The sequence below is a fragment of the Pontiella agarivorans genome (assembly GCF_034531395.1).
Classification (GTDB): Bacteria; Verrucomicrobiota; Kiritimatiellia; order Kiritimatiellales; family Pontiellaceae; genus Pontiella; species Pontiella agarivorans.
In genome coordinates this window covers 353,442-376,001 of sequence record NZ_JARVCO010000007.1, presented here as the reverse complement: position 1 = coordinate 376,001, position 22,560 = coordinate 353,442, and the positions used below count along the sequence as shown (strand labels likewise).

Annotated in this window: 20 protein-coding genes and 1 riboswitch; of the genes, 8 read left to right on the top strand and 12 right to left on the bottom strand. The window is 54.2% G+C overall.

From position 1 onward, the window contains the following. Positions 1-48: 48 nt before the first annotated feature. The 3 genes from P9H32_RS06555 to rpiB all read left to right on the top strand — a co-directional run bounded on the left by P9H32_RS06555 (position 49) and on the right by rpiB (position 2,924). Complete coding sequence (locus P9H32_RS06555) at positions 49-663, top strand: L-threonylcarbamoyladenylate synthase (RefSeq protein ID WP_322608087.1); 615 nt, start codon at positions 49-51, stop codon at positions 661-663. Continuing rightward, positions 660-1,121 carry a low molecular weight protein arginine phosphatase gene (locus P9H32_RS06550; protein ID WP_322608086.1) on the top strand — a complete coding sequence of 154 codons (462 nt, stop codon included), beginning with the start codon at positions 660-662 and terminating at the stop codon, positions 1,119-1,121. Before P9H32_RS06555 ends, P9H32_RS06550 begins: the two co-directional genes overlap by 4 nt. A gap of 123 nt (positions 1,122-1,244) precedes the next feature. Next, positions 1,245-2,924: a ribose 5-phosphate isomerase B gene (gene rpiB / locus P9H32_RS06545; protein WP_322608085.1), complete on the top strand. Its 1,680-nt coding sequence runs from the start codon at positions 1,245-1,247 to the stop codon at positions 2,922-2,924. A 397-nt stretch (positions 2,925-3,321) separates the two neighbouring features. Here the strand turns inward: rpiB and P9H32_RS06540 are convergent, their stop codons facing one another. The 4 genes from P9H32_RS06540 to P9H32_RS06525 form a co-directional block, all read right to left on the bottom strand. Beyond that, complete coding sequence (locus P9H32_RS06540; RefSeq protein ID WP_322608084.1) at positions 3,322-3,792, bottom strand: hypothetical protein; 471 nt, start codon at positions 3,790-3,792, stop codon at positions 3,322-3,324. Further along, a complete protein-coding gene (locus tag P9H32_RS06535) occupies positions 3,789-4,463 on the bottom strand; it encodes an RNA polymerase sigma factor (protein ID WP_322608083.1) in 675 nt (224 codons plus the stop codon). The genes P9H32_RS06540 and P9H32_RS06535 overlap by 4 nt, the downstream gene beginning before the upstream one ends. 121 nt (positions 4,464-4,584) lie before the next feature. Continuing rightward, positions 4,585-5,337, bottom strand: a complete 753-nt coding sequence (locus P9H32_RS06530; protein WP_322608082.1) for a uracil-DNA glycosylase — start codon at positions 5,335-5,337, stop codon at positions 4,585-4,587. Then, positions 5,330-6,271: an RluA family pseudouridine synthase gene (locus P9H32_RS06525; protein ID WP_322608081.1), complete on the bottom strand. Its 942-nt coding sequence runs from the start codon at positions 6,269-6,271 to the stop codon at positions 5,330-5,332. The genes P9H32_RS06530 and P9H32_RS06525 overlap by 8 nt, the downstream gene beginning before the upstream one ends. Positions 6,272-6,286: 15 nt before the next feature. Between P9H32_RS06525 and P9H32_RS06520 the strand changes: the two genes are divergently transcribed. Beyond that, the gene (locus P9H32_RS06520) at positions 6,287-7,048 is read left to right on the top strand and encodes a competence/damage-inducible protein A (protein WP_322608080.1); all 762 of its coding nucleotides are present in this window, start codon (positions 6,287-6,289) and stop codon (positions 7,046-7,048) included. Here P9H32_RS06520 and rsmB read toward each other — a convergent pair. Then, positions 7,032-8,303, bottom strand: a complete 1,272-nt coding sequence (gene rsmB / locus P9H32_RS06515; protein ID WP_322608079.1) for a 16S rRNA (cytosine(967)-C(5))-methyltransferase RsmB — start codon at positions 8,301-8,303, stop codon at positions 7,032-7,034. The genes P9H32_RS06520 and rsmB overlap by 17 nt on opposite strands. A gap of 226 nt (positions 8,304-8,529) precedes the next feature. Here rsmB and P9H32_RS06510 point away from each other — a divergent pair, with 226 nt between their 5' ends. Continuing rightward, positions 8,530-9,900 (top strand): MotA/TolQ/ExbB proton channel family protein, encoded by a 1,371-nt coding sequence (locus tag P9H32_RS06510; protein WP_322608078.1) that lies wholly within the window; start codon positions 8,530-8,532, stop codon positions 9,898-9,900. After that, complete coding sequence (locus P9H32_RS06505) at positions 9,900-11,117, top strand: hypothetical protein (RefSeq protein ID WP_322608077.1); 1,218 nt, start codon at positions 9,900-9,902, stop codon at positions 11,115-11,117. Before P9H32_RS06510 ends, P9H32_RS06505 begins: the two co-directional genes overlap by 1 nt. Here the strand turns inward: P9H32_RS06505 and P9H32_RS06500 are convergent. The 7 genes from P9H32_RS06500 to nrdA form a co-directional block, all read right to left on the bottom strand. Beyond that, positions 11,114-12,274, bottom strand: coding sequence for a S1C family serine protease (locus P9H32_RS06500; protein ID WP_322608076.1), 1,161 nt, complete (start codon positions 12,272-12,274; stop codon positions 11,114-11,116). The two genes, P9H32_RS06505 and P9H32_RS06500, sit on opposite strands and share 4 nt — an antisense overlap. Continuing rightward, positions 12,275-12,508 carry an exodeoxyribonuclease VII small subunit gene (locus P9H32_RS06495; protein WP_322608075.1) on the bottom strand — a complete coding sequence of 78 codons (234 nt, stop codon included), beginning with the start codon at positions 12,506-12,508 and terminating at the stop codon, positions 12,275-12,277. It lies immediately after the preceding gene. A 22-nt stretch (positions 12,509-12,530) separates the two neighbouring features. Next, positions 12,531-13,871: an exodeoxyribonuclease VII large subunit gene (gene xseA, locus P9H32_RS06490; RefSeq protein ID WP_322608074.1), complete on the bottom strand. Its 1,341-nt coding sequence runs from the start codon at positions 13,869-13,871 to the stop codon at positions 12,531-12,533. 2 nt (positions 13,872-13,873) lie between these two features. Continuing rightward, positions 13,874-14,653: a TIGR00282 family metallophosphoesterase gene (locus tag P9H32_RS06485; protein ID WP_322608073.1), complete on the bottom strand. Its 780-nt coding sequence runs from the start codon at positions 14,651-14,653 to the stop codon at positions 13,874-13,876. Positions 14,654-14,780: 127 nt separating this feature from the next. Continuing rightward, positions 14,781-15,047: a class I ribonucleotide reductase maintenance protein YfaE gene (yfaE, locus tag P9H32_RS06480; protein WP_322608072.1), complete on the bottom strand. Its 267-nt coding sequence runs from the start codon at positions 15,045-15,047 to the stop codon at positions 14,781-14,783. 2 nt (positions 15,048-15,049) lie between these two features. Beyond that, positions 15,050-16,180 carry a class Ia ribonucleoside-diphosphate reductase subunit beta gene (nrdB, locus tag P9H32_RS06475; protein ID WP_322608071.1) on the bottom strand — a complete coding sequence of 377 codons (1,131 nt, stop codon included), beginning with the start codon at positions 16,178-16,180 and terminating at the stop codon, positions 15,050-15,052. A 12-nt stretch (positions 16,181-16,192) separates the two neighbouring features. Next, complete coding sequence (gene nrdA / locus P9H32_RS06470; protein WP_322608070.1) at positions 16,193-18,466, bottom strand: class 1a ribonucleoside-diphosphate reductase subunit alpha; 2,274 nt, start codon at positions 18,464-18,466, stop codon at positions 16,193-16,195. 276 nt (positions 18,467-18,742) lie between these two features. Then, positions 18,743-18,896: riboswitch (cobalamin riboswitch) on the top strand. Between the two features lie 40 nt (positions 18,897-18,936). On the opposite strand from nrdA, the gene metE reads away from it, so the two are divergent. Beyond that, the gene (gene metE, locus P9H32_RS06465; RefSeq protein WP_322608069.1) at positions 18,937-21,201 is read left to right on the top strand and encodes a 5-methyltetrahydropteroyltriglutamate--homocysteine S-methyltransferase; all 2,265 of its coding nucleotides are present in this window, start codon (positions 18,937-18,939) and stop codon (positions 21,199-21,201) included. 209 nt (positions 21,202-21,410) lie between these two features. Further along, complete coding sequence (locus P9H32_RS06460; RefSeq protein ID WP_322608068.1) at positions 21,411-22,511, top strand: AI-2E family transporter; 1,101 nt, start codon at positions 21,411-21,413, stop codon at positions 22,509-22,511. Positions 22,512-22,560 lie beyond the last annotated feature (49 nt).

The following is a 22,560-nucleotide window of genomic DNA, read 5'->3' as shown; positions in this document are numbered from 1 at the left end:
AATCCCCTGTTGCTTGATTTGAAACATCCGGTCGGTAAAATCCGCCGAATGACTCTGATAGCGACAATTAATCGGGAGACCCCCGATTTCCAGACCTTGAAAACAGCACGCGATGTGCTGCATGCAGGTGGACTGGTGATTGTGCCGACGGAAACCGTCTACGGAATCGCCTGCGATCCAGCCGTGCCCGGTGCCCTGGAAAAACTGATTCGTGCCAAAGGACGGGACGGCGATAAACCGATTGCCCGTCTGGCCGCCGACGGCACACAGGTGAAAGCCGCTTCCAGACATTGGAACTCCGGTCTGGATGCTCTGGCCTCAAAATGGTGGCCGGGACCGCTGACCCTGATTGTGGAAACCGCAGACGGCTGGACCGGCTATCGTGTTCCCGACCACGCCGTTCCGGTAGAATTGGCCAAAATATGCGGCCGTACACTCGCGCTCACCAGCGCCAACCTCAGCGGCGAACCCGACACTAAAACTGCGCAGGAGGCCATTGCCTCTATCCCAGCCGACCTCGCGCTCGACTCCGGCCCCTCCGCGACCGAAGCCATTCCGAGCACGGTAATCAAAGCCGACGGAGACGATCTCACCTGTATTCGCGAAGGTCGCGTACCCTTTTCCCAAATTCAACAGGTCTTTTTCCAGGGATTGGAACAATGAGCATGGTTTTATTTATCTGTACCGGCAATACCTGCCGAAGCCCGATGGCCGAAGCACTATTCCTTCAACGGCAAGGTGATATGGGCTGGGAGGCCCGCAGCGCCGGCATTTTTGCCAACACCGGCGCGCCAGCGAGCCCTCATTCAATTACAGCCATGAAAGAAATCGGCATCGATATCACCGGGCACCGCAGCCAACCCCTTACTTCGGCCCTGACTGAAGAAGCCGATTTCATTTTGGCGATGTCTTCCAACCACGCCGCGAATATCTGCGAGCGCTTTCCGGAGGTTGGAAACAAAGTTTTCTTGATTAACGCCTTCGGAACATCGAAAGTTCCCGCCGATGTTTCCGATCCGTTCGGCGGAACGCTAAATACTTACAAACGAACGCGTGATGAGATTGATCGGGCCCTTTCGGACCTGATCCTTTTTATTCGCGAGGGTCAAAAGAATGCCTAGGCATTCCTTTGCAGTTATTAGTTAATTGTTATTCGTTGCCGGGAAATACATTTTACAGGCAGCCAATAACCAATAGCCATTAACCGGAAGGATGAAATCCTTCCTTAATAAGGACGCTTTTATATGAAAATTGCAATTGGTTCAGATCACGGCGGTTATACGCTTAAAACCAAAGTCTCCGAAATACTGCGAAACAAAGGGGTCACAGTGGAAGACCTCGGTTGCGACAGCACCGATGCTGTCGACTATTCCGACTACGCAGCAGCTGTGGCCAACAAAGTTTCCAATGCGACCGTTGACCAGGGCATCATCTGTTGCACGACGGGTGTGGGCGTGAGCATTACTGCAAACAAATTTCCCCGCGTCCGGGCAGCCCTCTGCCTGAATGCCGAAATGGCCACGATGACCCGTTCGCATAATGATGCCAATATACTGTGCCTTTCGGGAAAATATACCGAGGATGCCGATCTGGAAGACATTATAGATGCCTGGCTCAACACCGGTTTTGAAGGCGGACGTCATGAACGCCGCGTGAATAAAATCAAAGATTACGCCGCCGAGCACAGCGGAACCATCGCCGTTTATGACAGCGACCCCGAAATCTATGCCGTCATGAAGAAAGAGGATGTACGCCAACAGGAAAACCTGGAGCTGATTGCCTCGGAAAATATTGTTTCCAAAGCGGTACGCGAAGTCTCCGGATCGCGTTTGACCAACAAATATGCCGAAGGCTACCCGGCAAAACGCTGGTACAATGGGTGCGAATGGGTGGATGAAGCCGAACGTCTGGCGATTGACCGCGCCAAAGAGCTGTTCGGTGCCGAGCATGCCAATGTGCAGCCGCATCACGGTTCCGGAGCCAACATGGCCGTCTATTATGCAATGCTGAATCCGGGCGACACAATTCTCGCCATGAGTCTTGCCGAAGGCGGTCATCTGACCCACGGGCATCCGATGAACTTTTCCGGCCGTTTCTTTGAAATTGTGCCCTACGGCGTCGATAAAGAAACCGAGCAGATCGACTATGACAAGGTGCAGGCTCTGGCCGACGAACATAAACCGAAAATGATTGTAGCCGGAGCATCGGCCTATTCCCGCATCATCGACTTCAAACGTCTGCGTAAAATCGCCGACAGTTGCGGCGCCTATCTGATGGTGGATATGGCACACATTGCCGGCTTGGTGGCAGCAGGCTGCCATCCGAATCCTGTTCCCTACGCGGAATTTGTAACCACAACCACACATAAAACCCTGCGCGGCCCGCGCGGCGGCATGATTCTGTGCCGGGAAAAATTTGCGGCCGACATCGACAAGCAGGTTTTCCCGGGAATCCAGGGCGGACCGCTGATGCATACGATCGCGGCCAAAGCAGTCTGTTTCCACGAAGATCTGCAACCGTCGTTCAAAACCTATCAGCAGCAGGTGGTTAAAAATGCTCAGGCCCTGGCGGCGGCACTGGAAGACGACGATATCCGCTTGGTTTCCGGAGGAACGGACAACCATCTGATGCTCGTTGACCTGACTAAAACCGGTGTAACCGGCAAAGATGCGGCGATTGCGCTGGATAAGGCCGCCATCACCGTGAATAAAAATGCCATCCCGTTCGATACTAAAAGTCCGTTTGTAACTTCCGGCATCCGTATCGGAACCCCGGCGGTGACCACCCGCGGCATGAAGGAAGAGGAAATGGTCAAAATTGCAAACTTCATCAAGCGTGCCATTCGCAATGCGGACGACGACGCAGTATTGGCCCAGATCAAGGAAGAGGTCATTGCGCTGACTGCCGCATTCCCGATTCCCTGACTTTCCTGTCAAATTGGAAAACGAAAAAGCGCTCCCGCATCAGCGAGGGCGCTTTTTTGCATCTCCATCCCGGGGCCCCTTCGCTCTCGCAGGTATTAATCCCCCTTGTCTTCCTCAGCGAATGAGCTCGTAAAAATCCTTTCCCAAAAACCGCTCTTCGCCTCAATGCCATAGATATCGACAGAACGAAAACAGCGGGCTTGCGCTAATGAATGATGCTGATGTTGCAAGTACGGTCTTCATCTTACTTTCGTTTGCTTCTATACCGATCCCCGAAAGCATACCCGTTACAGGCTTTGTTAAAATATCTGCACAGACAAAGAGATCCTGCATTTTATAAAAAAAGCACTCTCTGCAATACGCAGAGAATGCTTTGGTGTCAGGAGGAGAAGATGGGTTATTCGTCAAGTTTGAATGCCGCGGGGACCACGGTCTGATCGCCCTGCGGATTGGAAAACAGCTGGTAGTTGCTCGGCAGGCTTGGATAGCGGTTGGAAACCACCGCGGAAGATTCGCCTGGATGATGATAGGTCGCCACAAGGTCGCTGGAAGTATAAATTCCCGTTTCCATTGCGTTCTGCCTCGTTGACATGCCCACATACTGCAGACCGAGAAAGGCCACAAACAATGCGGCAATCCCATATTTCGGCTCCGCGAAAAACCACGGGATATTGAGTTCGAGCAGATCCAGAAGCGGTTTACGTTTTCGGGACTGCACCTGACGGACTGAGCGCATGATATTCTGTTTGTTTCGCGTCATCCGCGAAGGATCGGGCCGTTCATACGATTTCAGGTGCAGCAGTTGCTGTAACACGAGGTCGGCCTGTTTATCAGCCGTCGGATCTGTAGACATCTTTTCGTCCATCATTTCATAAATTCCGCTAGTTCAGTTTGCATTTGTCTCCGGGCATAAAACAGACGCGACCTAACTGTTCCTACCGAAGCCCCCACCACTTTCGCGATTTCCTCGTGTGGAATGCCCTGCATATCATGCATCACCACAACGGTTCTGTGCTTTTCAGACAGGTTTTGCAGGGCCTCGTTCAATTTTTTCTGTAATTCCGACAAACTGATGTTCCGAAGCGGTGAACCCTTGGCCGTCATCTCGTGATATGCATCATCAAGCTTGATCTCCTGTTCGAACGAATCGAGGCTCAGGGCGCGCTTGCGGTTGCGCTTTTTCCGATAGTTTATGGTCTTATTCACCGCGATGCGGTAAACCCAGGTATAGAAAGAGGATTTCCCTTTGAACCGCGGCAGCGCCTCATAGGCCTTCACGAAAACTTCCTGAGTCAGATCCTCGGCATCCTCCCGGTTGGAGGTCATATTGTAGGTTAAGCCGTAGATTTTTGCATGATACCGCTCCACCAGCTGATCAAATGCATGCACATCCCCGTGCTGCGCTTTCAATACCAGCTCCACATCCGAAGGCCCCTCTTCAGCGGCCGGAATTTCTTCTGCAGAAATATCCTTCGCTTCAGCAAACGCCTCTTTATCATCCGGAATATTTTCCGGTTTCGGATTTACATCATCAACCATAAGTCGCGCTATGTTAATGCATAGCCTCCCCCTTGCGAGTAAAAATATTCAAGACATTCAAAGGATAAATTCCGTTCAATCGTTTCCAGAGAAACGTTTCCCGGACCGGATTTTGGATAACCTATTTACGCGGAGGCGGCTCTTTGCTCAACGCAGCGAGCACCAGCTTGAGGTCTGCCCAGGCATCCTTTTTCTTCGAAGGATCCCGCAGCAGGTACGACGGATGAAACGTCGGCATCAGCCGGATTCCGGCATATTCATGCCACACCCCGCGTATTCGCGTAATCCCCACCGGACGGCCCAGCAATCCCTCCATAGCCGTTCCGCCGAGGCCGACAATCACTTTCGGCTGAATTAATTTAATCTGCCTACGCAGATAAGGCAGGCACATCTCCATCTCTTCCGGAAGCGGTTTACGATTTTTCGGCGGGCGGCATTTTACCACATTTCCGATAAAAACCTGCTCCCTCGTATAACCCATCGCCTCGATCATTTTTTCCAGCAGCTGCCCGGCTTTCCCGACAAAAGGTCGACCCTGCGCATCTTCCTCCGCACCCGGCCCCTCACCGATAAACATAATATCCGGCGAATCTCCCCGGCCTTCGCCCGGCACCGTGGCATTCCGGGTTTCACAGAGCGTGCAATTGGTACAGGCCGAAATATGATCGCTGATCGCTTCCAACGTCTGGAAATCCTCTGGAATCGGCACCGTCTCGACTTTCAGCGGTTTTACCGTCTCCACCTCCGGCTCTTTCGCCAGCGCCAACAGCACCGCGCGATCGACCTCCAGGCGTTGAACCCCCTCATCACGCTGATATTCCAGATATTTCTCAATATCTTCCAGCAATCCGTAATATGTTGTTTCTTCAGCCATTCCGCAGTTTTTCCAGCAACGATTCCATATCTTCAAACAACGGCGCTTCGAAGGAAAGCCTTTTCCCGGATTCCGGATGACTAAAAGAAAGTTTCGCGGCATGCAGCATCTGCCGCTCCGGCTCAGCCGGCAGCCGCCCTCTGTGTGCCCGCCCATAAACCGTATCGCCGACAATCGGATGCTTCAGATGCGCCATATGCACCCGAATCTGGTGCGTGCGGCCCGTCTCAATTCCGATCTTCAGCCAGGCACACTCTGAAAACTGTTCCAAACATTGGAAATTCGTAATCGCTTCGCGTCCGTGGTCCTTCAGCACCGCCTGCTTTTTACGGTGCACCGGATGCCGGCCCAGCAGCGTTTCAACCCGTCCGCTCCCCGGCGGTTCGCCCCAAACCAGCGCCACATACTCTTTTTCCGTTTCCCGGGCCTTGAACTGCCGCTGCATCTCCTGCATGGCCTTATCCGACTTTGCCACCACCATCACTCCGCTCGTATCCTTATCCAGCCGATGCACAATGCCGGCGCGTTCCAGCGCCTGAAAAACCGGATCGTGAAAAAGCAAACCGTGCAACAGGGTGCCCGATGGATTGCCCACCGCCGGATGCACCACCATGCCCGGCGGCTTGTTCAACACCAGCACCGCATCGTCCTCAAACAGAATATGCAGCGGAATATCCTCCGGCACAGCCTCCAGCGGGGCCCGATCCGGAACCGACCACGTCACCCCATCCCCCGGCTTCAACCGGGTATTCGGTTTGCAAGGCTGCCCATTGACCAGCACCCGCTGCTGATCAATCAGCATTTTCCACTGCGAACGCGACAGCGCCGTCACATTGGCCGACAAAAAAGCATCCAGCCGCTTTTTTGCGTCTGTGCTTTCGACTGTTAAAGAGTGTTGATTCGTGTTTTCCATAGCTTCAAGATATCCATTCATTTTGCGGAGACCCTCATGCACATTCAAGCGGAACTTATATCGATCGGAAACGAACTGCTCAGTGGCCAGACCCTGAACACACATGGACGCGACCTGGGAACAGCACTTTCAACCATCGGGCTGCACCTTTCGCGCGATACCACCATCGGTGACGACATACCAACCATTGGAAGCGCAATAAAAGAGGCTCTCGCCCGGGTTGACCTGGTCTTTGTGAGCGGCGGTCTCGGCCCCACCATTGACGACATCACGCGCGATGCCCTTGCCGAGCTGCTCCAGCGTAAAATCATCCTCGACTCCGCCACCGTCAAAAAAATTGAAACCTCCTTCGAAACCAAAGGCCGTAAAATGTCCCTCGCCGCCACCCGCCAGGCGCAGGTGCTCGAAGGGGCCGATGTGCTTAATAATTCTGTTGGCCACGCTCCCGGCCAGCGTATTGAAACCGACGAAGAAAAAACCCTGTTTGTGCTGCCCGGTCCTCCGAACGAATTTAATGCGATTTTAAACGAGGAAATTCTCCCCGGGCTCAAATTGCGTTATTCCGACATTAAACCGCTCGTAATCCGTTTTATCCGTACGCAGGGAATCGGAGAATCCGATATCGTCACGATTCTTGAAAAAGCACATTTCCAGCCCCCGGAAGTCGATCTAGGGTTCTACCCCGGCAACGGCCGCGTAAAAATCCGCCTCTCCTCCACCGCCGATCACGAAGACCGTGTACTCGCCGCCGTCGCGGAACTGCGTACCCTTCTTGCTGATTTTATTTTTTCCGAATAAGCGCCGCAAAGGCGCCATCGGTTCCGGAGTCAGGCGGGAAGGCCTTGCCGGTTTTCACAAGACGGAAACCGGAATGGTTCGCGATCCAGCGGGTGACGAGCTCTTCATTCTCTTCGGGTTCAAGGCTGCAGGTGCTATAGACCAGCCGCCCTTTTTCGGCCAGCAGTTCAGAACAGGCCGTCAGAATTTCGTACTGCAGTTTCGTGATCGTTTCAATACGCTCTTCGGTCACACGCCAGCGCGCATCAGCCCGGCGTTTGAATACGCCGGTATTAAGACACGGCACGTCGAGCAGAATGGCATCGAATTTCCGGTCATTGGAAAATACAGCCTGCGGTTTCCGGGCATCCCCCTTCACCGTTGCAATCCAATCGAGCTTAAGCCGTTTTTTATTTTCTTCCAAAACGCGAATGCGGTCATCATGCAGATCCATTGCAACCAGTTCTCCGCGGCGGTCCATCCGCCCGGCGATCATCGCGGTTTTTCCACCCGGCGCAGCACAGGCATCGAGCACCGTTTCTCCGGGGCGCGGGGCAAGCAGATCCACAGAAACCGACGTGGCCGGATCCTGCACAGTAAACCAGCCCTCATCGTAACCGGGCACTTTTTTCACGGGAATACCGCGAGGCAGCACCAGAAAAATCTCTTTGTCGGAATAAGGGTGCAAGAGCGGTTCAATGTCCGCCTCACGCAATTTATCAATAAACTCGGCGGCATCGACCGCACTCTGCTCAATCCGCAGTATGGTGGAAGGCGGTTCATTGTTCCATTCGGCCAGCGCAACCGCATCGGCCTCGCCATAGGTCTTTTTCCAGCGCTCCATTAGAAATTCAGGATGTGAAAGGCGAATGTAGTCGGGCTGACTTTCCAGAGATTTGAAAAGGTCGTCTTTTTCACGCTGGGCCCGGCGGAGTATGGCATTGATCAGCTTCGCCGGACCAAGCCCGCCGGGGCGCTCTTTGGCGGCCTGTACGGTTTCGTTGATGGCGGCATAGTCTTCCACTTTCATAAAAAGAATTTGGTAGAGCCCAACCCATAGAATGGCTTTGAATATGAGTTTCGGTTCATTTTTAACCCACTTCGTTTCCAGCCATTGGAGCTTGAGACGGTTGCGTACGACCCCGTTGACCACTTCGAGAATAAAGGCATGATCCTGCTTCAGTTTTGCGAGACTGCGGTCTGGGAAATCCTGATGTTCCAACCATTGGAAGACGATTTCTGCGGCGATGAGACGGCTGTTTTTTTGTTTTTTCATAAATTTTTCCTGAAAAGCGTACGCACTCTACCGAATTTCCAATCGTTGGAAAGCCCCGCAATATGCGGATCAGACCTTTTCCGTGGCAACAGGCCCCCCCGTAAAGCCTATACTCTTTGAAATATAAACAAAGTTCTGACAATCAATGGCACATGAAATGCTTCAATTTGTTGCATTGCAATACCCAAAAACTCAAATAAAAACCGTAAAGGGAGCACTTGTTGACATGAAAACAAAGATGACACCATTGGTATCATGGAGCGTATGGGCCGTCGGCCTGTCGCTCGTGATGGGCACCGTGACCCGTAGCCACCTGCTGGCCGGATTCGCCGCGGATAAAACCGGAATGAGTTATGTGATTACCGCCCTGTTTCTTGCAGGCCTGGTTGTTTCGTTCCTTTCCGCAAAGAAACTGCATGACGAATGGGGCGTTCTGGCCCACATCTGCAAAACCAATACATTGCCGCAGTCAGCAGACCGGAACGATATCACATCGGTTTTCCAGCGCCTGGCTGACTACAAGGAAAAAAAGGAAACCGTTAACATTCACACGGTAATAGACACCTATCATTCCAAACACAATTCGCGCGTGCGCTCCGTATCCATTATGGCTGCGCTGGTCATTTCGATGGGGCTGCTCGGCACCGTGGTTGGTCTGATTATGTCGATCTCAGGTCTGGGTTCGATGGTCGAAAACATCGGCCTGTCCAAGAACGGCATGATGGATGCCATGCGCCTGACTTTTGCCGGTATGGGCACCGCGTTCTACACAACATTCTTCGGGGCGCTCGCCGGCCTGATTCTGCGGGCTGTAGCCGTTTCCCAACTGAATTCACTATCTGAACTCTGTTCCGAAGCCGCTGAATATGCCGATGCAAACCTCGTGGTTAAACTGGAAAGCAATGAAGAAGCCATGAATCAGCAGGTCACCAAGCTGATTGCCAGCTTCGAAAGCATGCAGTTCGAAATCAATGCCCTGACCGGCCGCATCTCAGAATCCATTCAAGACACCATGGCGGCCTTCCGCAGTTCTATTGTTGAAGTCGGAGATCACGCGATGACCGCCACCAGAGAAGCGGTCACCGGCATGACAGAACAAATGGGCACTTTCGGCACGACAATCGAAGAGTCACTCGCCGGATACAACACGATGATTTCCGAAGCCGGAAACGGTGTGCGCGAATCCATCGGAACCGTAAACGACGCCATTGTACGTTCCGGCGAAGCGCTGGAAGAATCCTTCGGTACCCTGAATACCACTCTGGCGGATTCCGGCGTTAACGTGGATACCTCTTTCAATGGGCTCAGTGCATCCGTTCAGCAGGCCGGCGATACCGTTTCCGGCTCTCTCGCAGACTTTAAACTTTCGGTAGACGGAACAGCACTGGAATTAAATGATGCGGTCGGCAAACTGCACGCCGCCGTTTGTGAGGTCACCGGAGAACTGGTGACGATGAATAAAGCCAAGCTGGATGCGGAAGCCACACAGATTGCCGGCCATCTTTCCATAGCGGCGGATTCCATCCAGCAGTTCCTGAGCACCAAAGTTTCAGCAGCCAACAACACCGCTGAAGACGAAAACCAGAAGGTGGCATAATGCGTGCGTCCGTCCGTCACGAAACGCCCTCCGACAGCGAGGGCATCTACGAGTCCTTCTCGGACATGGTGCTCTGCACGGTCATCGTGCTGATCACCCTCGTGGTAGTGCTTGCGCTCAACGTCGTGGAACAGCTCAATGTCTACATCGAGCCGAATCACTTCAGCGGCGGCGCAACCCGTCCATGGCTCTACCTTCAGGCAGAGCAGGCCGATTATTCCCAAACCGAATCGCCCCGCCTTTCCATGGAGCGTGCGCTGTATGGCAATAAGCCGTTCGTCATGGTGCACCTCTTCAGTCCTTCTTCCGCTCTCGCGACAACCGTCGTCAAAGACGGTCAGACCGTTTCCGCGAAGGAGGGGCAGTCATTCCTTGGACAGGCCGATCTAGGGGCCTATAACTTTCTTCAGCTGGCAGCCGGAATTGAGCCGGGTTCGTTTCTCGTGAACGGACAGCCCACCTCGCTGCTGCTGCCGAAGTTTTCCCACAAAGAGATCCTGATCGAGAGTGGTGCGGAAAACGACTATATTGCCGAACCGGACAACGATCTTGCGCTCCGAACGCTGGCGCTCGCGTGGCCGGTTTTCGGCAACCAGCTCTATCCGCGACGGGCAGCGAAAGATTATCTGGATGCCCGCACCAAAATCTTCATTGAAGTGCTTGAGTCCGACGATGACCGGCACCGCATTATGATTGGGCACAGTGTGTTCACGCTTCCACAGGATGTTGAAAACGGGAAGCTGGGCTGGATGGCCGGATTCTCCTCCGGGCTCACCGAGGTGATCTATCTCGGCAAAGCCTGGAGCGATCCTGCGGAACGGACAAATAAACGAATCTCGTTCTTTGAAGAAAACGGGTTCGGGCAGGCCGCGCAGGCGTATCGCCACTTCAGCTATCCGGCGGAACTGACCGCTCCCCAACAGGCCATGGTGCGGAAACTGGCCGGCATCCGTCCTGATCAAATGAGCATGAAGCAACTCGAAAAATATGTCCGCAATGCCGAGGCCCAGCAATGGATATCGGCGGCCATCACGGAGGGCACCAGTGCTCGCAGCGCACTGCCCCCGCTGCTCGCCCATCGGGACGCGTGGAATGCCTATACCGAATTCTGCATGAAAGCCGAACTCGGCAATACACCGCCGGAATGGCTGATGACCGAATTCCTGGAACCGCTGGGGTTTGATCAGGCCGTAGTACGCGGACTGCGCGAAGATTAGTTAAACAGTGAACCTGGAAACTTCTCGAGGGGCAGTTCAACATCGAACTGCCCTTCTTCATATTCCAGCGTAAAACGCACCGTATCCCCTACCGATTTGCTGAAAATGATCCGTTCAATATCCTCAACGCTTTCCACTTTCCGGCCATCCACCGCCAATACCGACGTTCCGGGCACCAGTTCTGCCCGTGAAGCCGGCGTATCATTCCAGACCTGATCAATATAGGCCCCGGTTCCGCCATACATTTCATCACGGTAAACCTGATCTTTATTTTTAAAGGTCACTCCGATCCACGGCCATTCATGTTTCCCGGTTTCAATAATCGATTTCGCCACCACCATTGCCAGATTCGAAGGAACCGCAAAAGCAATGCCAACGCCCTTTTGCTGATCGTCGGTTTTCTTCGCCGTATTGATGCCGATCATGCGGCCGTCCACATCCACCAGCGGACCGCCACTGTTCCCTTCATTAATCGCGGCATCCGTCTGAATAAAATCCTCATAAGGCAGAATATCCACTTTCCGGCCCTTGGAACTCACATAGCCGACCGTTGCCGTCCGTTGCAGGCTGAACGGCGAGCCGATGGCAATAGCCACTTCACCTACACGCACGCGATCCGAATCGCCGAATTCCACCGCCGGACAGTCGCTTCCGGCATCTTTGATTTTCAGCACCGCCAGATCAGTAGCCACATCATGTCCGACCACCACAGCACTCATGCGGGTTCCATCGTTCAGAACCACCTCACCGCCCACGGCATTTTCAATGACATGCCAGCTGGTCAGCACATGACCCACCTCGTCGATAATAACGCCCGAGCCCTCTCCTTTGTTGTGCTCTTCAATATTTCTATACCCCTGGTAAATTCCAAAAGGATCCAGAGCAACCCGCTCCCGTTTCAGGGTCAGATTCTGCGTACGAATCACCACCACCGAAGGCATCACCTTATCAATGGCATTAGCAATAGCGTCGCTGTACGCCCTCGCCGGATTATGCGCCGAAACCGGACGCTGACGAGGAGTAAAATGCGAAGTCGGAATATCCGTCCGGCGATGTGCCGGCTCCTCGGAAGCCCGCTGGCGATTCAGCGCCGAAATCAGGGCCCCTGTCACCATCAGGATACAAAAAACGATCAGAATAATTCGTCGACGATCCATCTACCCTTCCACCTCAAACGGCACCTCTTGCAGTTCGCCATCCTTTTTCACAAGTTTTTCAATCTTCTGTTCAACCTCATTCAGCTTTTGAGTACAGACCTCAACCAGCTTCGAGCCCTCTTCAAAATGTTTAATCATCGCCTCCAGACTCAGCTCGCCGCTTTCCATCTGGTCAACCAGTTCCTCCAGCCGCTCCAGCGATTGCTCAAAATCTACGCTTTTCTTTTCCGCCATAATTTATCTCCGAACGCGTTCCTTACTCTTTTTCCGTCACCTTGGAAACCACTTTTCCATCCGCCAGCGCCGTAATCAGGGCATCCCCTTTTTTCACATCTTCCGCCGAGCGCACCACCGACCCGTCCGGTCGGCGCGTCAAGCTGTATCCCCGCCCCAGCACCGCCATCGGATTCAGCATGCGCAACTGGCTTTCCAGCGATTGGAACCGCTGTCTGCTCCGCTCCGCCTTGCGCTCCATTTCATGCCGCATCAGCAGGCTCAGCTCGTCCACCCGCTGATGCGCCTGCAGCACGCCCGACTCCAGCAGATACTCCATACGCGTAGACGAACGTTCCAGCCGCTGGAAAATTGTTTGCGATTCCAGCTTCAGCAGATCCCCCATCCGCATTTCCAGCGATAAAATTTTCTGTCGATACTGCTTCACCAGCACCGCCGGCTCCCGGAACACATACGAATGCGCCGCCCGGTTCAGCCGCAGCTGGAAATCCCTCTGCATCCGCACCAGGCTCTCATTCAACCGACGCTGATAGAGTGAAACCTCATCCTCCAGATCCCCCTTTTCCCGCACGGCCAGCTCCGCCGCCGCCGAAGGGGTCGGCGCCCGCACATCCGCCGTAAAATCCGCAATCGTAAAATCAATCTCGTGCCCCACCGCCGAAATCACCGGAATTTCCGACTCCGCAATCGCCCGCGCCACCACTTCCTCGTTGAACGCCCAGAGATCCTCAATCGACCCGCCCCCGCGCCCGACAATCAGCACATCAATCGGCTGCTTTACATTCCGCTTATTCAAATAGTTGATCGCATTGGCAATGCTCTTCGCAGCCGCCGGCCCCTGAACCGTCACCGGAGCCAGCAATATTTCAATATTCGGAAACCGGCGCGTCAGCACATTGATGATGTCGCGGATCGCCGCCCCGGTGGGCGACGTAACGACGCCGATTTTTTTCGGCAGCAGCGGCAGCGGTTTTTTCCGATCTCTGGAAAACAGCCCCTCGGCATCGAGTTTGGCTTTCAGCTTTTCAAACTGCTCCTGAAGGTTGCCCTTTCCGGCCTCCTCCATTTCCGAAGCAATCAGCTGATACCGCCCGCTCGCTTCGTACAGACTCGGCCGCGCCAGCATCTGCACCTGCATGCCGTCTTTCGGACGGAATGCAACGCCCGCATTATCCCGCGCAAACATGGCGCACGAAACCGCCGCGCCCGCATCCTTCAGCGTAAAATACCAGTGCCCGCTGGAATGGATTGTCACGCGCGAAAGCTCGCCCTCGACCCACAGCTCGCCCATGGCCGACTCCAGCACCATCCGCGCTTTGCGGTTGATGTCGGACACGGAATAGATTTGGCGCTTTTCAGCCATCGTTAAATGGTAATGCGAATCCGTTCGATGCTCTTCGCTTTGCCGGTTTTCATATCAACATCGACGATTGCGCCTTCGAGCGTCGGGTCGCCTTTGGCCACATCGAATTTCTGCGGCACACCGGTAAGGAACTTTTTAATGACGGGTTCCACCTCGCGGCCGAGCACGGAATCCTGCGGACCGGTCATGCCGAGATCGGTCATATAGGCCGTACCGTTCGGAAAAATCCGGTTATCCGAGGTCTGGCAATGCGTGTGGGTTCCGGTAACGGACGAAACGCGCCCGTCCAGAAAACGGCCCATCGCCATACGCTCCGACGACGCCTCCCCGTGGAAATCGACAAAAATCACTTTATCCGAGCTGAGCGGACCGTTCAGCATACGGTCCGCCATCTGAAACGGGCAGTCGTAGCTCGGCTGCATGAAGACGCGGCAGACCAGCTGCATCACAACCAGCGGCCCTTCCGGGGTATCCACGCGGACCCATCCTTTGCCCGGCGCCCCTTTCGGGAAATTGGCGGGACGGATAATCCGCTCCTCCAAATCAATGCCCGCCACCATTTCCCGGCTGTCCCATGCATGGTCGCCCAGAATCATCACATCGGCCCCGGCGTTCAGAATCGCATGGGCAATCTCGGGGGTCGGCCCGCGGCCCGACGCGGCATTTTCACCGTTCGCGATAATAAAATCCACGCGGCCTTCGTTTCGGAGCTGCGCGGCGACCTGCGTAAAGGCATTCCGCCCGGGTTTCCCGACAATATCTCCAACCAGTAAAACGTTCATCTTTTCCTCATTTCCAGTAATTGGAACGCAGTCTACAGAAAACCCAAACCGGATCAAGCTGGAGGGACGATGTCCTCGTCGTCCAGGAAACCACGGAAACATGGTCCCGTTCCATACGCATTCGCCGTCAGTAGGTCCTGATTTCAATATCGGTAACCGGCTCGCAGCAGCACGGCAGGATCTCGCCTTCGCGGACATAGGCCAGCGGCGGGCCGGCCGGATATTTCACCACGCCGCGCAGCAGCTTCACGCGGCAGGTTCCGCAGATGCCCGCACGGCAGTGGCTGTGCATTTCGATCCCTTTTTTCTCCAGGCAGTCGAGCACATTCAACTCATCCGCCTCTTCATAGGGAAAAGGCTTCAGCTGCTCATCAACATGAATCCGGTGCGGCATGATTAGAGTTCAAAACCGTCGAAATCTGAACTGTCAACCGACGAATCAACCTGCCCGACCAGATAGGAGGAGATTTCCGCTTCCTGCGGCGCAACCTGCACATTATCACTGACCAGATAGGCATTCATCCACGGCAGTGGATTGGTTTTAATATCAAACGGGGCGTCATAGCCGATGGCCAGCATGCGCTGGTTGCTGATGTATTCGACATACTGTTTCAGGATATCGGCATTCATGCCGATCATCGACCCGTCTTTGAACAGATAATCCGCCCACGCTTTTTCCTGCTCCACCACATCAAGAAACAGTCCGCGCCCCTCGTCATGCAGCTCAGCGGCAATGTCCGCCATTTCCGGATCATCACGGCCGTCGGCCCAGAGATTCAGAATATGCTGTGTGCCGGTCAGGTGCAGCGCTTCATCGCGGGCAATCAGTTTGATGATTTTGGCGTTGCCTTCCAGCAGCTCGCGTTCGGAAAAAGCAAACGAGCAGGCAAAAGATACATAGAAGCGGATCGCCTCCAGCGAATTGATCGCGCAGATCGCCATGTAGAGGCGTTTCTTCAGCTCATGTTTGGTAACCTGTACCGTGTGTCCGTCAATCTCCACCGATCCCTCGCCCTGCGAATGATAGATGTGCGACATCAGAATGATGTCATCAAAATGGCGCGTAATATCTTTCGCGCGGTTCACAATATTTTCATTCACGACAATGTCATCAAACACCTCGCTCGGGTCGGAAAAAAGATTGCGCAGAATATGGGTGTAGGAACGCGAATGAATCGTCTCGGCAAACGCCCAGGTTTCCACCCACGTCTCGAGCTCCGGCAGCGAAACCAGCGGAAGCAGGCAGACATTGACCGAACGCGCCGCCACGGAATCGAGCAGCGTCTGGTATTTCAGGTTGGAGATAAAAATGTGCCGCTCCGAAGCGGTCAGCGACTGCCAATCGGCGCGGTCTTTGGAAATATCCACCTCTTCCGGGCGCCAGAAAAAGGAGAGCTGTTTTTCGATGATGCTTTCAAAGATGGGATGCCGCTGCTGGTCGAAGCGCGAAACATTCACGCTGTTGCCGAGAAACATCGGTTCTTCGAGTGCGTTATTCTGATCCTGTCTGAAGGTTGAAAAAGCCATCGTATTCTCCTCTTAAATTTTGCAGGCGCCGCCAACGCAGTCGTTATCCTGAATTTCACCCTGCCGGTCGGCCGCGCCGTCACGCGTGTTGTGGTAGTACAGGGTTTTGATCCCCAGCGAATAAGCCTTGAGCATATCTTTGAGAATCTGTTTCACCGGCACCTTTCCGTCCGGGTATCGGGACGGATCATAATTGGTGTTCGCCGAAATCGTCTGATCGACAAACTTCTGCATAATGGCCACCAGCTCCAGATAGCCGTTATTATCCGGGATATCCCACAGCAGTTCATACTGACCCTTCAGTTTTTCGAATTCCGGCACCACCTGCTTGAGCACTCCGTCTTTGCTGGACTTCACGCTGATCAATCCGCGCGGCGGCTCAATTCCGTTGGTTGCATTCGAAATCTGCGAAGAGGTTTCCGACGGCATCAGCGCCGTCAGGGTGGAGTTGCGCAGCCCGTGCTCCACCATATCCTTCCGCAGCGCCTCCCAATCCAAATGCAGCGGTTCATCGCAGATATCATCCAGATTTTTCTTATACGTATCCGTCGGAAGAATCCCTTTTGCATAGGTGGTTTCTCCAAACAGGGGACACGGCCCGAACTCTTTCGCCAGTCCGTTCGATGCCTTAAGCAGATAATACTGCAGTGCCTCAAACGTCCGGTGCGTCAGCCCCTTCGCCGAGCCGTCGGAATAACGCACCCCGTTTTTCGCGAGATAGTACGCATAGTTGATCACGCCGACACCCAGCGTGCGGCGGCCCAGGGAGGCCTTTTGAGCGGCCGGCAGCGGATAGCCCTGATAATCGAGCAGGTTGTCGAGCGCCCGCACCGCCAGATCCGAAAGCTCCTCCAGATCATCCAGCGATTCCAGCGCCCCGAGGTTGATGGCCGAAAGCGTGCAGAGCGCAATTTCGCCCTCTTCATCGTTCACATCGTTCAGCGGTTTGGTCGGCAGCGCAATTTCCAGACACAGGTTGCTCTGCCGCACCGGCGCCACGGCGGGATCGAACGGGCTGTGCGTATTGCAGTGGTCGACATTCTGCAGGTAGATGCGGCCGGTGCTCGCACGTTCCTGCGCAAAAACGGTGAATAATTCGAGCGCCCGTACCGTTTTCCTGCGAATGGATTCATCGGCTTCGTATTTGAGATAGAGCCGCTCAAACTCTTCCTGATCCTGGAAAAAGGCATCATAAAGACCGGGCGCATCCCCGGGACTGAACAGGGTGATGTGCTCATCCTTCAGCATGCGCTGATACATCAGCTTGTTGAACTGCACGCCGTAGTCGAGGTGACGCACCCGGTTTTCCTCCACCCCGCGATTATTTTTAAGCACCAGCAGATCTTCAACTTCCAGATGCCAGAGCGGATAATAGAGCGTCGCGGCCCCGCCGCGCACCCCGCCCTGCGAACAGCTTTTCACCGCCGTCTGGAAATGTTTGAAAAACGGAATACAGCCGGTATGAAACGCTTCGCCGTTCCGGATCGGGCTGCCCAGCGCACGGATACGACCGGCGTTGATCCCGATGCCCGCACGCTGGCTGACATATTTAATGATGGCGCTGGAGGTGGCATTCACCGAATCCAGGCTGTCGCCGCATTCAATCAGCACGCAGGACGAAAACTGGCGCGTCGGTGTGCGGATGCCCGCCATGATCGGGGTCGGCAGCGAAATCTTAAAGGTGGAAACGGCATCGTAAAAACGCTTGATGTAATCCAGACGCGTTTCTTTCGGATAATGCGCAAACAGGCAGGCGGCCACGAGCACATAAAGAAACTGCGCACTTTCATAAATCCGGCCGGTCACCCGGTCCTGCACGAGATATTTTCCTTCCAGCTGTTTTACAGCGGCATAGCTGAAGGTCAGATCGCGGTCATGGTCGATAAACTTATCCATGGCATCGAGCTCCTGCTTCGAATAATCCTTCAGCAGGTGCGGGTCGTACCGCCCGGCCTTCACCATTTTTGAAACATGCTCAAACAACGCCGGCGGGGTGAAACGGCCATACGCTTTTTTGCGCAGATGGAACACCGCCAGACGCGCCGCCAGATACTGATAATCCGGCGTCTCTTCCGAGATCAGATCCGCCGCCGCTTTAATGATCGTTTCGTGGATGTCCTCGGTTTTGATTCCATCAAACATGTGGATCTGCGATTTAAGCTCCACCTGCGAAACCGACACGTTGTCCAGCCCTTCCGCCGCCCACGTAATTACTTTGTGTATCTTCTCCAGATCAAGCGGCGCTTTTTCACCGCTCCGCTTAATAACCAACAAATCTCCGCTCATGCCGACCGCCTTTTAAAACTTCCTGATAATGACTGACTTATCCGGTTCAACTCCCGGAAAATGAACTTTTTAAAATCACAATTATGTATTTATAAATACCACATATGCCCAAAATCTACTTGAGTAACACAAGATATTGTACGCAAATGCGTCTATCAATACTTAATTAGGTTTTTGTATTTTCCGACCTTCCCGGTGTGAAAAACCTGGGCCACCGTCCAAATAATAACAGCATGTTCACGGTTGAAATTTACAGCCATTCATTATATCTGTTTATCCGGATATACGAATATTGGTAACGGAAGACGGTGAAAATCCGTCGCGGACGCGCCGCTGTAACCGGATCACCGACACACATCCACGGGCATCGCCCGGAAGGGAGTCGGAGAGAAGCCGGAAGCCAGAAGACGACCATTGTTCGACCAACCCGGACGGGAATGAACCCTTCCGGAACATCAACAGGAGAAAACATGAAAAGTCATATCCTCGGCTTTCCGCGAATTGGAAGCCAAAGAGAACTCAAATTCGCCCTCGAAGCCTACTGGCGGAAAACCTGCACAGAAACCGAACTGCAGCAGCAGGCCGCAGCCATCAGGCTCCGGAACTGGACCCTGCAGAAAAAGGCCGGTCTGGATTATGTCAGCGTCGGCGATTTTTCGCTTTATGACCACGTGCTGGACATGAGCGTCGTCCTCGGTGCCGTACCCGCTCGGTTTCGAAGCTCCGGAAAATTCACGCTGAACACCTATTTCGATATGGCCCGCGGCAATGCCGAAGCCGGCATTGCGGCCATGGAGATGACCAAATGGTTTGATACCAATTATCATTATATCGTCCCTGAAATTGAACCGGACATGACGTTTCATTATTCGTCTGACATCCTGCTGCAAGAAACAACGGACGCACTGCAGGCCGGTTTCAACCCCAAACCGACCATGGTTGGGCCACTGACCTATCTGGCGCTGGCTAAAGCGCAGAAGGGCGTCAACAAATGGGATGTTCTGGAGTCCATCGTTGAAGTTTACGGCGAGCTGCTGGAAGAACTCTCCGAGCACGCCGATTGTATTCAACTGGATGAACCGATTTTCTGCACCGATCTTCCGGACGAAATCCGGGACCGGGCGGAACAGGTTTATGCGCAACTGCGAGACCGGGCGAAACACAGCAGGCTGCTCCTCGGCACCTATTTCGGCGGATTGAAAGAAAACCTCGAACTAACCGCACGGCTGCCGGTGGATATCCTCCATATTGATCTGGTACGCGCACCGGAACAACTGGACGCAGTACTCGAAAAATGGCCGCGTCATAAAATGCTTTCTCTCGGCCTGATTGACGGCCGGAATATCTGGAAATCGGATTTTTCCACGCTGCTGAAAACCGTCGAAAAAGCCAAACAGAAAAGAGAAACAGACCAGCTCTGGATCGGCACTTCCTGCTCGTTGCTCCACGCCCCGGTATCGCTCGAAGCGGAAAACGCCCTGCCCCCGGAACTGAAAGACTGGATGGCGTTCGCCGTGGAAAAATGTACCGAAGTGAAAACCATTGCCCAAATCGCACAGGGCTTCCATGAGGAACAGCGGCTGGCTGAAAATGTCGCCTCCATTAAAAACCGGAGAACAAGTCTGCTGGCTGTGGACCCGGCCGTGCGGAACCGTACGGAACAGGCGGATGCCGGAATGTGCCGGCGAAACCGGCCCTTTGCCGAGCGCAAAAAATGCCAGCAACAGCAGCTGAACCTCCCGCCGCTTCCAACCACAACGATCGGTTCTTTCCCCCAGACCCGGGAAATCCGTAAAATCCGGAAAGCCTTCCGCGAGGGGCTGTGCGATGAAAAAACCTATACCCGCGCCATGCAGCAGGAAATTCATTCCGTTATACAGGAGCAGGAACAGGCTGGACTCGATGTGCTGGTTCATGGTGAACCGGAGCGGAACGACATGGTGGAATATTTCGGCCAGCAGCTCAACGGCTTCTGCTTTTCACAATACGGCTGGGTGCAAAGCTACGGCAGCCGTTGCGTTAAACCGCCCATCATCTACGGCGACATTTCGCGGTCCGGTCCCATGACCGTAGACTGGATCACCTATGCTCAGAGCCAGACCGACAAACCCATGAAAGGCATGCTCACCGGACCGGTGACCATTCTGTGCTGGAGCTTTGTCCGCGATGATCTGCCCCGAAAAACGGTCTGCCGTCAAATTGCGCTGGCCATCCGCGACGAAGTGCAGGACCTGGAAAAAGCCGGCATCGGCATCATTCAGATTGATGAAGCCGCCCTCCGCGAAGGACTTCCTATCCGGAAAGACGAACAGGCCGACTATCTGAACTGGGCCATTGAAAGTTTCCGTCTGGCCACCTCCGGCGTAAGCGACAAAACGCAGATTCACACCCACATGTGCTACAGCGAATTCAACGCCATCCTGCATGCGATTGCGGAAATGGACGCCGATGTCATCAGCATTGAAGCCAGTCGAAGCGATATGGAGCTGCTGCAGGCTTTTGAGCAGTTTGACTATCCGAACGACATCGGCCCCGGCGTCTGGGACATCCATTCCCCGCGGGTGCCGACCGTGGCAGAAATCTGCGGGCTGATCCAAAAGGCCCTGAAGGTTATTCCCAAAGAACAGCTTTGGATCAATCCCGACTGCGGACTGAAAACCCGGGGATGGACCGAAACCCGGCAGGCGCTGAAAAATATGGTGAATGCCGCACAGGCCATCCGAAACACCCTGTAATCCCAGCATCCGGCCGGGCTGCCGCCCGGCCGGAAATCTATTCAAGACTCAGCAGCATCCCGAATTCCGCAACAGTACAGACAGCATGGATACGCCGCTCGCCGGATTCATCGTTGCAAAGGTTTCAGAAAAGTTCCCGGAGAAATTGTCGGGAAGCCGGTTATCCATTAAAGTTCAACCATTCACACCGGTTGACGAAAGGGAGAAGAATGGGAACGGGAGAGTATATCAAACGGGTTACGGTTACGCTGTTGCTGGCGGTTCTGCTTTTTACACTGTGGTCCACCCGCAATATTCTCGTTCTGGCCTTCGCCTCCGTTGTCATTGCCATCGCCATGGCCCAGCCGATGCAGCTCCTGCAGAAAAAAGGGATAAAACGCGGCCTGGCGCTGACGCTTTCGGTCGCGTTCAGCTTCACCGCCATCACCCTGCTGTCGCTCTGGATTATTCCAACCCTTGGAAAAGGCGTCGCCGACATTGTGCAGGATCTTCCCGCCGCCGCCGAAAGTGCCAAAACAGCGTATGAAAATTTCTGGACCAACACCCCGGCCGTACAGACCTTCCTTCCGGAAATTCCCGCAGCCGATACCCATGCACCGATCGATGCCGACTCCATTCACGAAATGTTCAACTGGCTCGTAAAATCAGGCATGGCGATTGCGCCGGATCTGCTCGGCGGCATCGGGATCGTTGCCGGGATTCTCGTCAATCTCGGCCTTGTGCTGTTTATCGCCGTATTCTTTCTGCTCGAACCGCAGAGTTACATCAAAGCCCTGCTCTACCTCATTCCCGCCCGACAGCATCCCCGCGCCAAAGACATTATCCGCATTCTGGGCACCACCCTCACCAAATGGCTCAACGCCCAGCTCTTCTCCGTCACCGTGATCGTCTTACTGGTCTATATCATCCTCGGCCTGATCCTGCGCATGCCCAACGCCATGGTCGTTGCCCTCTTCGCCGGCTTCGCCACCTTTATCCCAAACATCGGCGCCGTACTGCCGATCCTTCCGATCACTATTTTCACCCTGGCCTATTCCGACCCCGCAAAACTGCTGCTCTACATTCCGGTCTATCTCGCCATCCAGTTTACCGAAAGCAACATCATCACGCCGCAGGTCGTCAAAGCGCAGCTCAATATTCCCGCCGGCTACCTCATGATCTTCCAGCTCCTCATCACCATGGCACTCGGCGCCCTCGGTCTCGTCCTCGCCGTACCCATCCTCGCCTGCCTCATCGTTTTTGTCCGCGAAATCTATGCCTACGATATTCTCAAACTCCGCAACGTGAACGTGCATCTCGATGACCGTTAAACAGTTTCAGCGTTCAATAAAGAAAGAGTTCCCCCCTGTCCCTTAAACC

Excerpts from the sequence above, each read along its gene's own strand:
- P9H32_RS06555 (WP_322608087.1), top strand. The coding sequence starts at position 49 with ATGACTCTGATAGCGACAATTAATCGGGAGACCCCCGATTTCCAGACC.
- P9H32_RS06550 (WP_322608086.1), top strand. The coding sequence starts at position 660 with ATGAGCATGGTTTTATTTATCTGTACCGGCAATACCTGCCGAAGCCCG.
- rpiB (WP_322608085.1), top strand. The coding sequence starts at position 1,245 with ATGAAAATTGCAATTGGTTCAGATCACGGCGGTTATACGCTTAAAACC.
- P9H32_RS06540 (WP_322608084.1), bottom strand. The coding sequence starts at position 3,792 with ATGATGGACGAAAAGATGTCTACAGATCCGACGGCTGATAAACAGGCC.
- P9H32_RS06535 (WP_322608083.1), bottom strand. The coding sequence starts at position 4,463 with ATGGTTGATGATGTAAATCCGAAACCGGAAAATATTCCGGATGATAAA.
- P9H32_RS06530 (WP_322608082.1), bottom strand. The coding sequence starts at position 5,337 with ATGGCTGAAGAAACAACATATTACGGATTGCTGGAAGATATTGAGAAA.
- P9H32_RS06525 (WP_322608081.1), bottom strand. The coding sequence starts at position 6,271 with ATGAATGGATATCTTGAAGCTATGGAAAACACGAATCAACACTCTTTA.
- P9H32_RS06520 (WP_322608080.1), top strand. The coding sequence starts at position 6,287 with ATGCACATTCAAGCGGAACTTATATCGATCGGAAACGAACTGCTCAGT.
- rsmB (WP_322608079.1), bottom strand. The coding sequence starts at position 8,303 with ATGAAAAAACAAAAAAACAGCCGTCTCATCGCCGCAGAAATCGTCTTC.
- P9H32_RS06510 (WP_322608078.1), top strand. The coding sequence starts at position 8,530 with ATGAAAACAAAGATGACACCATTGGTATCATGGAGCGTATGGGCCGTC.
- P9H32_RS06505 (WP_322608077.1), top strand. The coding sequence starts at position 9,900 with ATGCGTGCGTCCGTCCGTCACGAAACGCCCTCCGACAGCGAGGGCATC.
- P9H32_RS06500 (WP_322608076.1), bottom strand. The coding sequence starts at position 12,274 with ATGGATCGTCGACGAATTATTCTGATCGTTTTTTGTATCCTGATGGTG.
- P9H32_RS06495 (WP_322608075.1), bottom strand. The coding sequence starts at position 12,508 with ATGGCGGAAAAGAAAAGCGTAGATTTTGAGCAATCGCTGGAGCGGCTG.
- xseA (WP_322608074.1), bottom strand. The coding sequence starts at position 13,871 with ATGGCTGAAAAGCGCCAAATCTATTCCGTGTCCGACATCAACCGCAAA.
- P9H32_RS06485 (WP_322608073.1), bottom strand. The coding sequence starts at position 14,653 with ATGAACGTTTTACTGGTTGGAGATATTGTCGGGAAACCCGGGCGGAAT.
- yfaE (WP_322608072.1), bottom strand. The coding sequence starts at position 15,047 with ATGCCGCACCGGATTCATGTTGATGAGCAGCTGAAGCCTTTTCCCTAT.
- nrdB (WP_322608071.1), bottom strand. The coding sequence starts at position 16,180 with ATGGCTTTTTCAACCTTCAGACAGGATCAGAATAACGCACTCGAAGAA.
- nrdA (WP_322608070.1), bottom strand. The coding sequence starts at position 18,466 with ATGAGCGGAGATTTGTTGGTTATTAAGCGGAGCGGTGAAAAAGCGCCG.
- metE (WP_322608069.1), top strand. The coding sequence starts at position 18,937 with ATGAAAAGTCATATCCTCGGCTTTCCGCGAATTGGAAGCCAAAGAGAA.
- P9H32_RS06460 (WP_322608068.1), top strand. The coding sequence starts at position 21,411 with ATGGGAACGGGAGAGTATATCAAACGGGTTACGGTTACGCTGTTGCTG.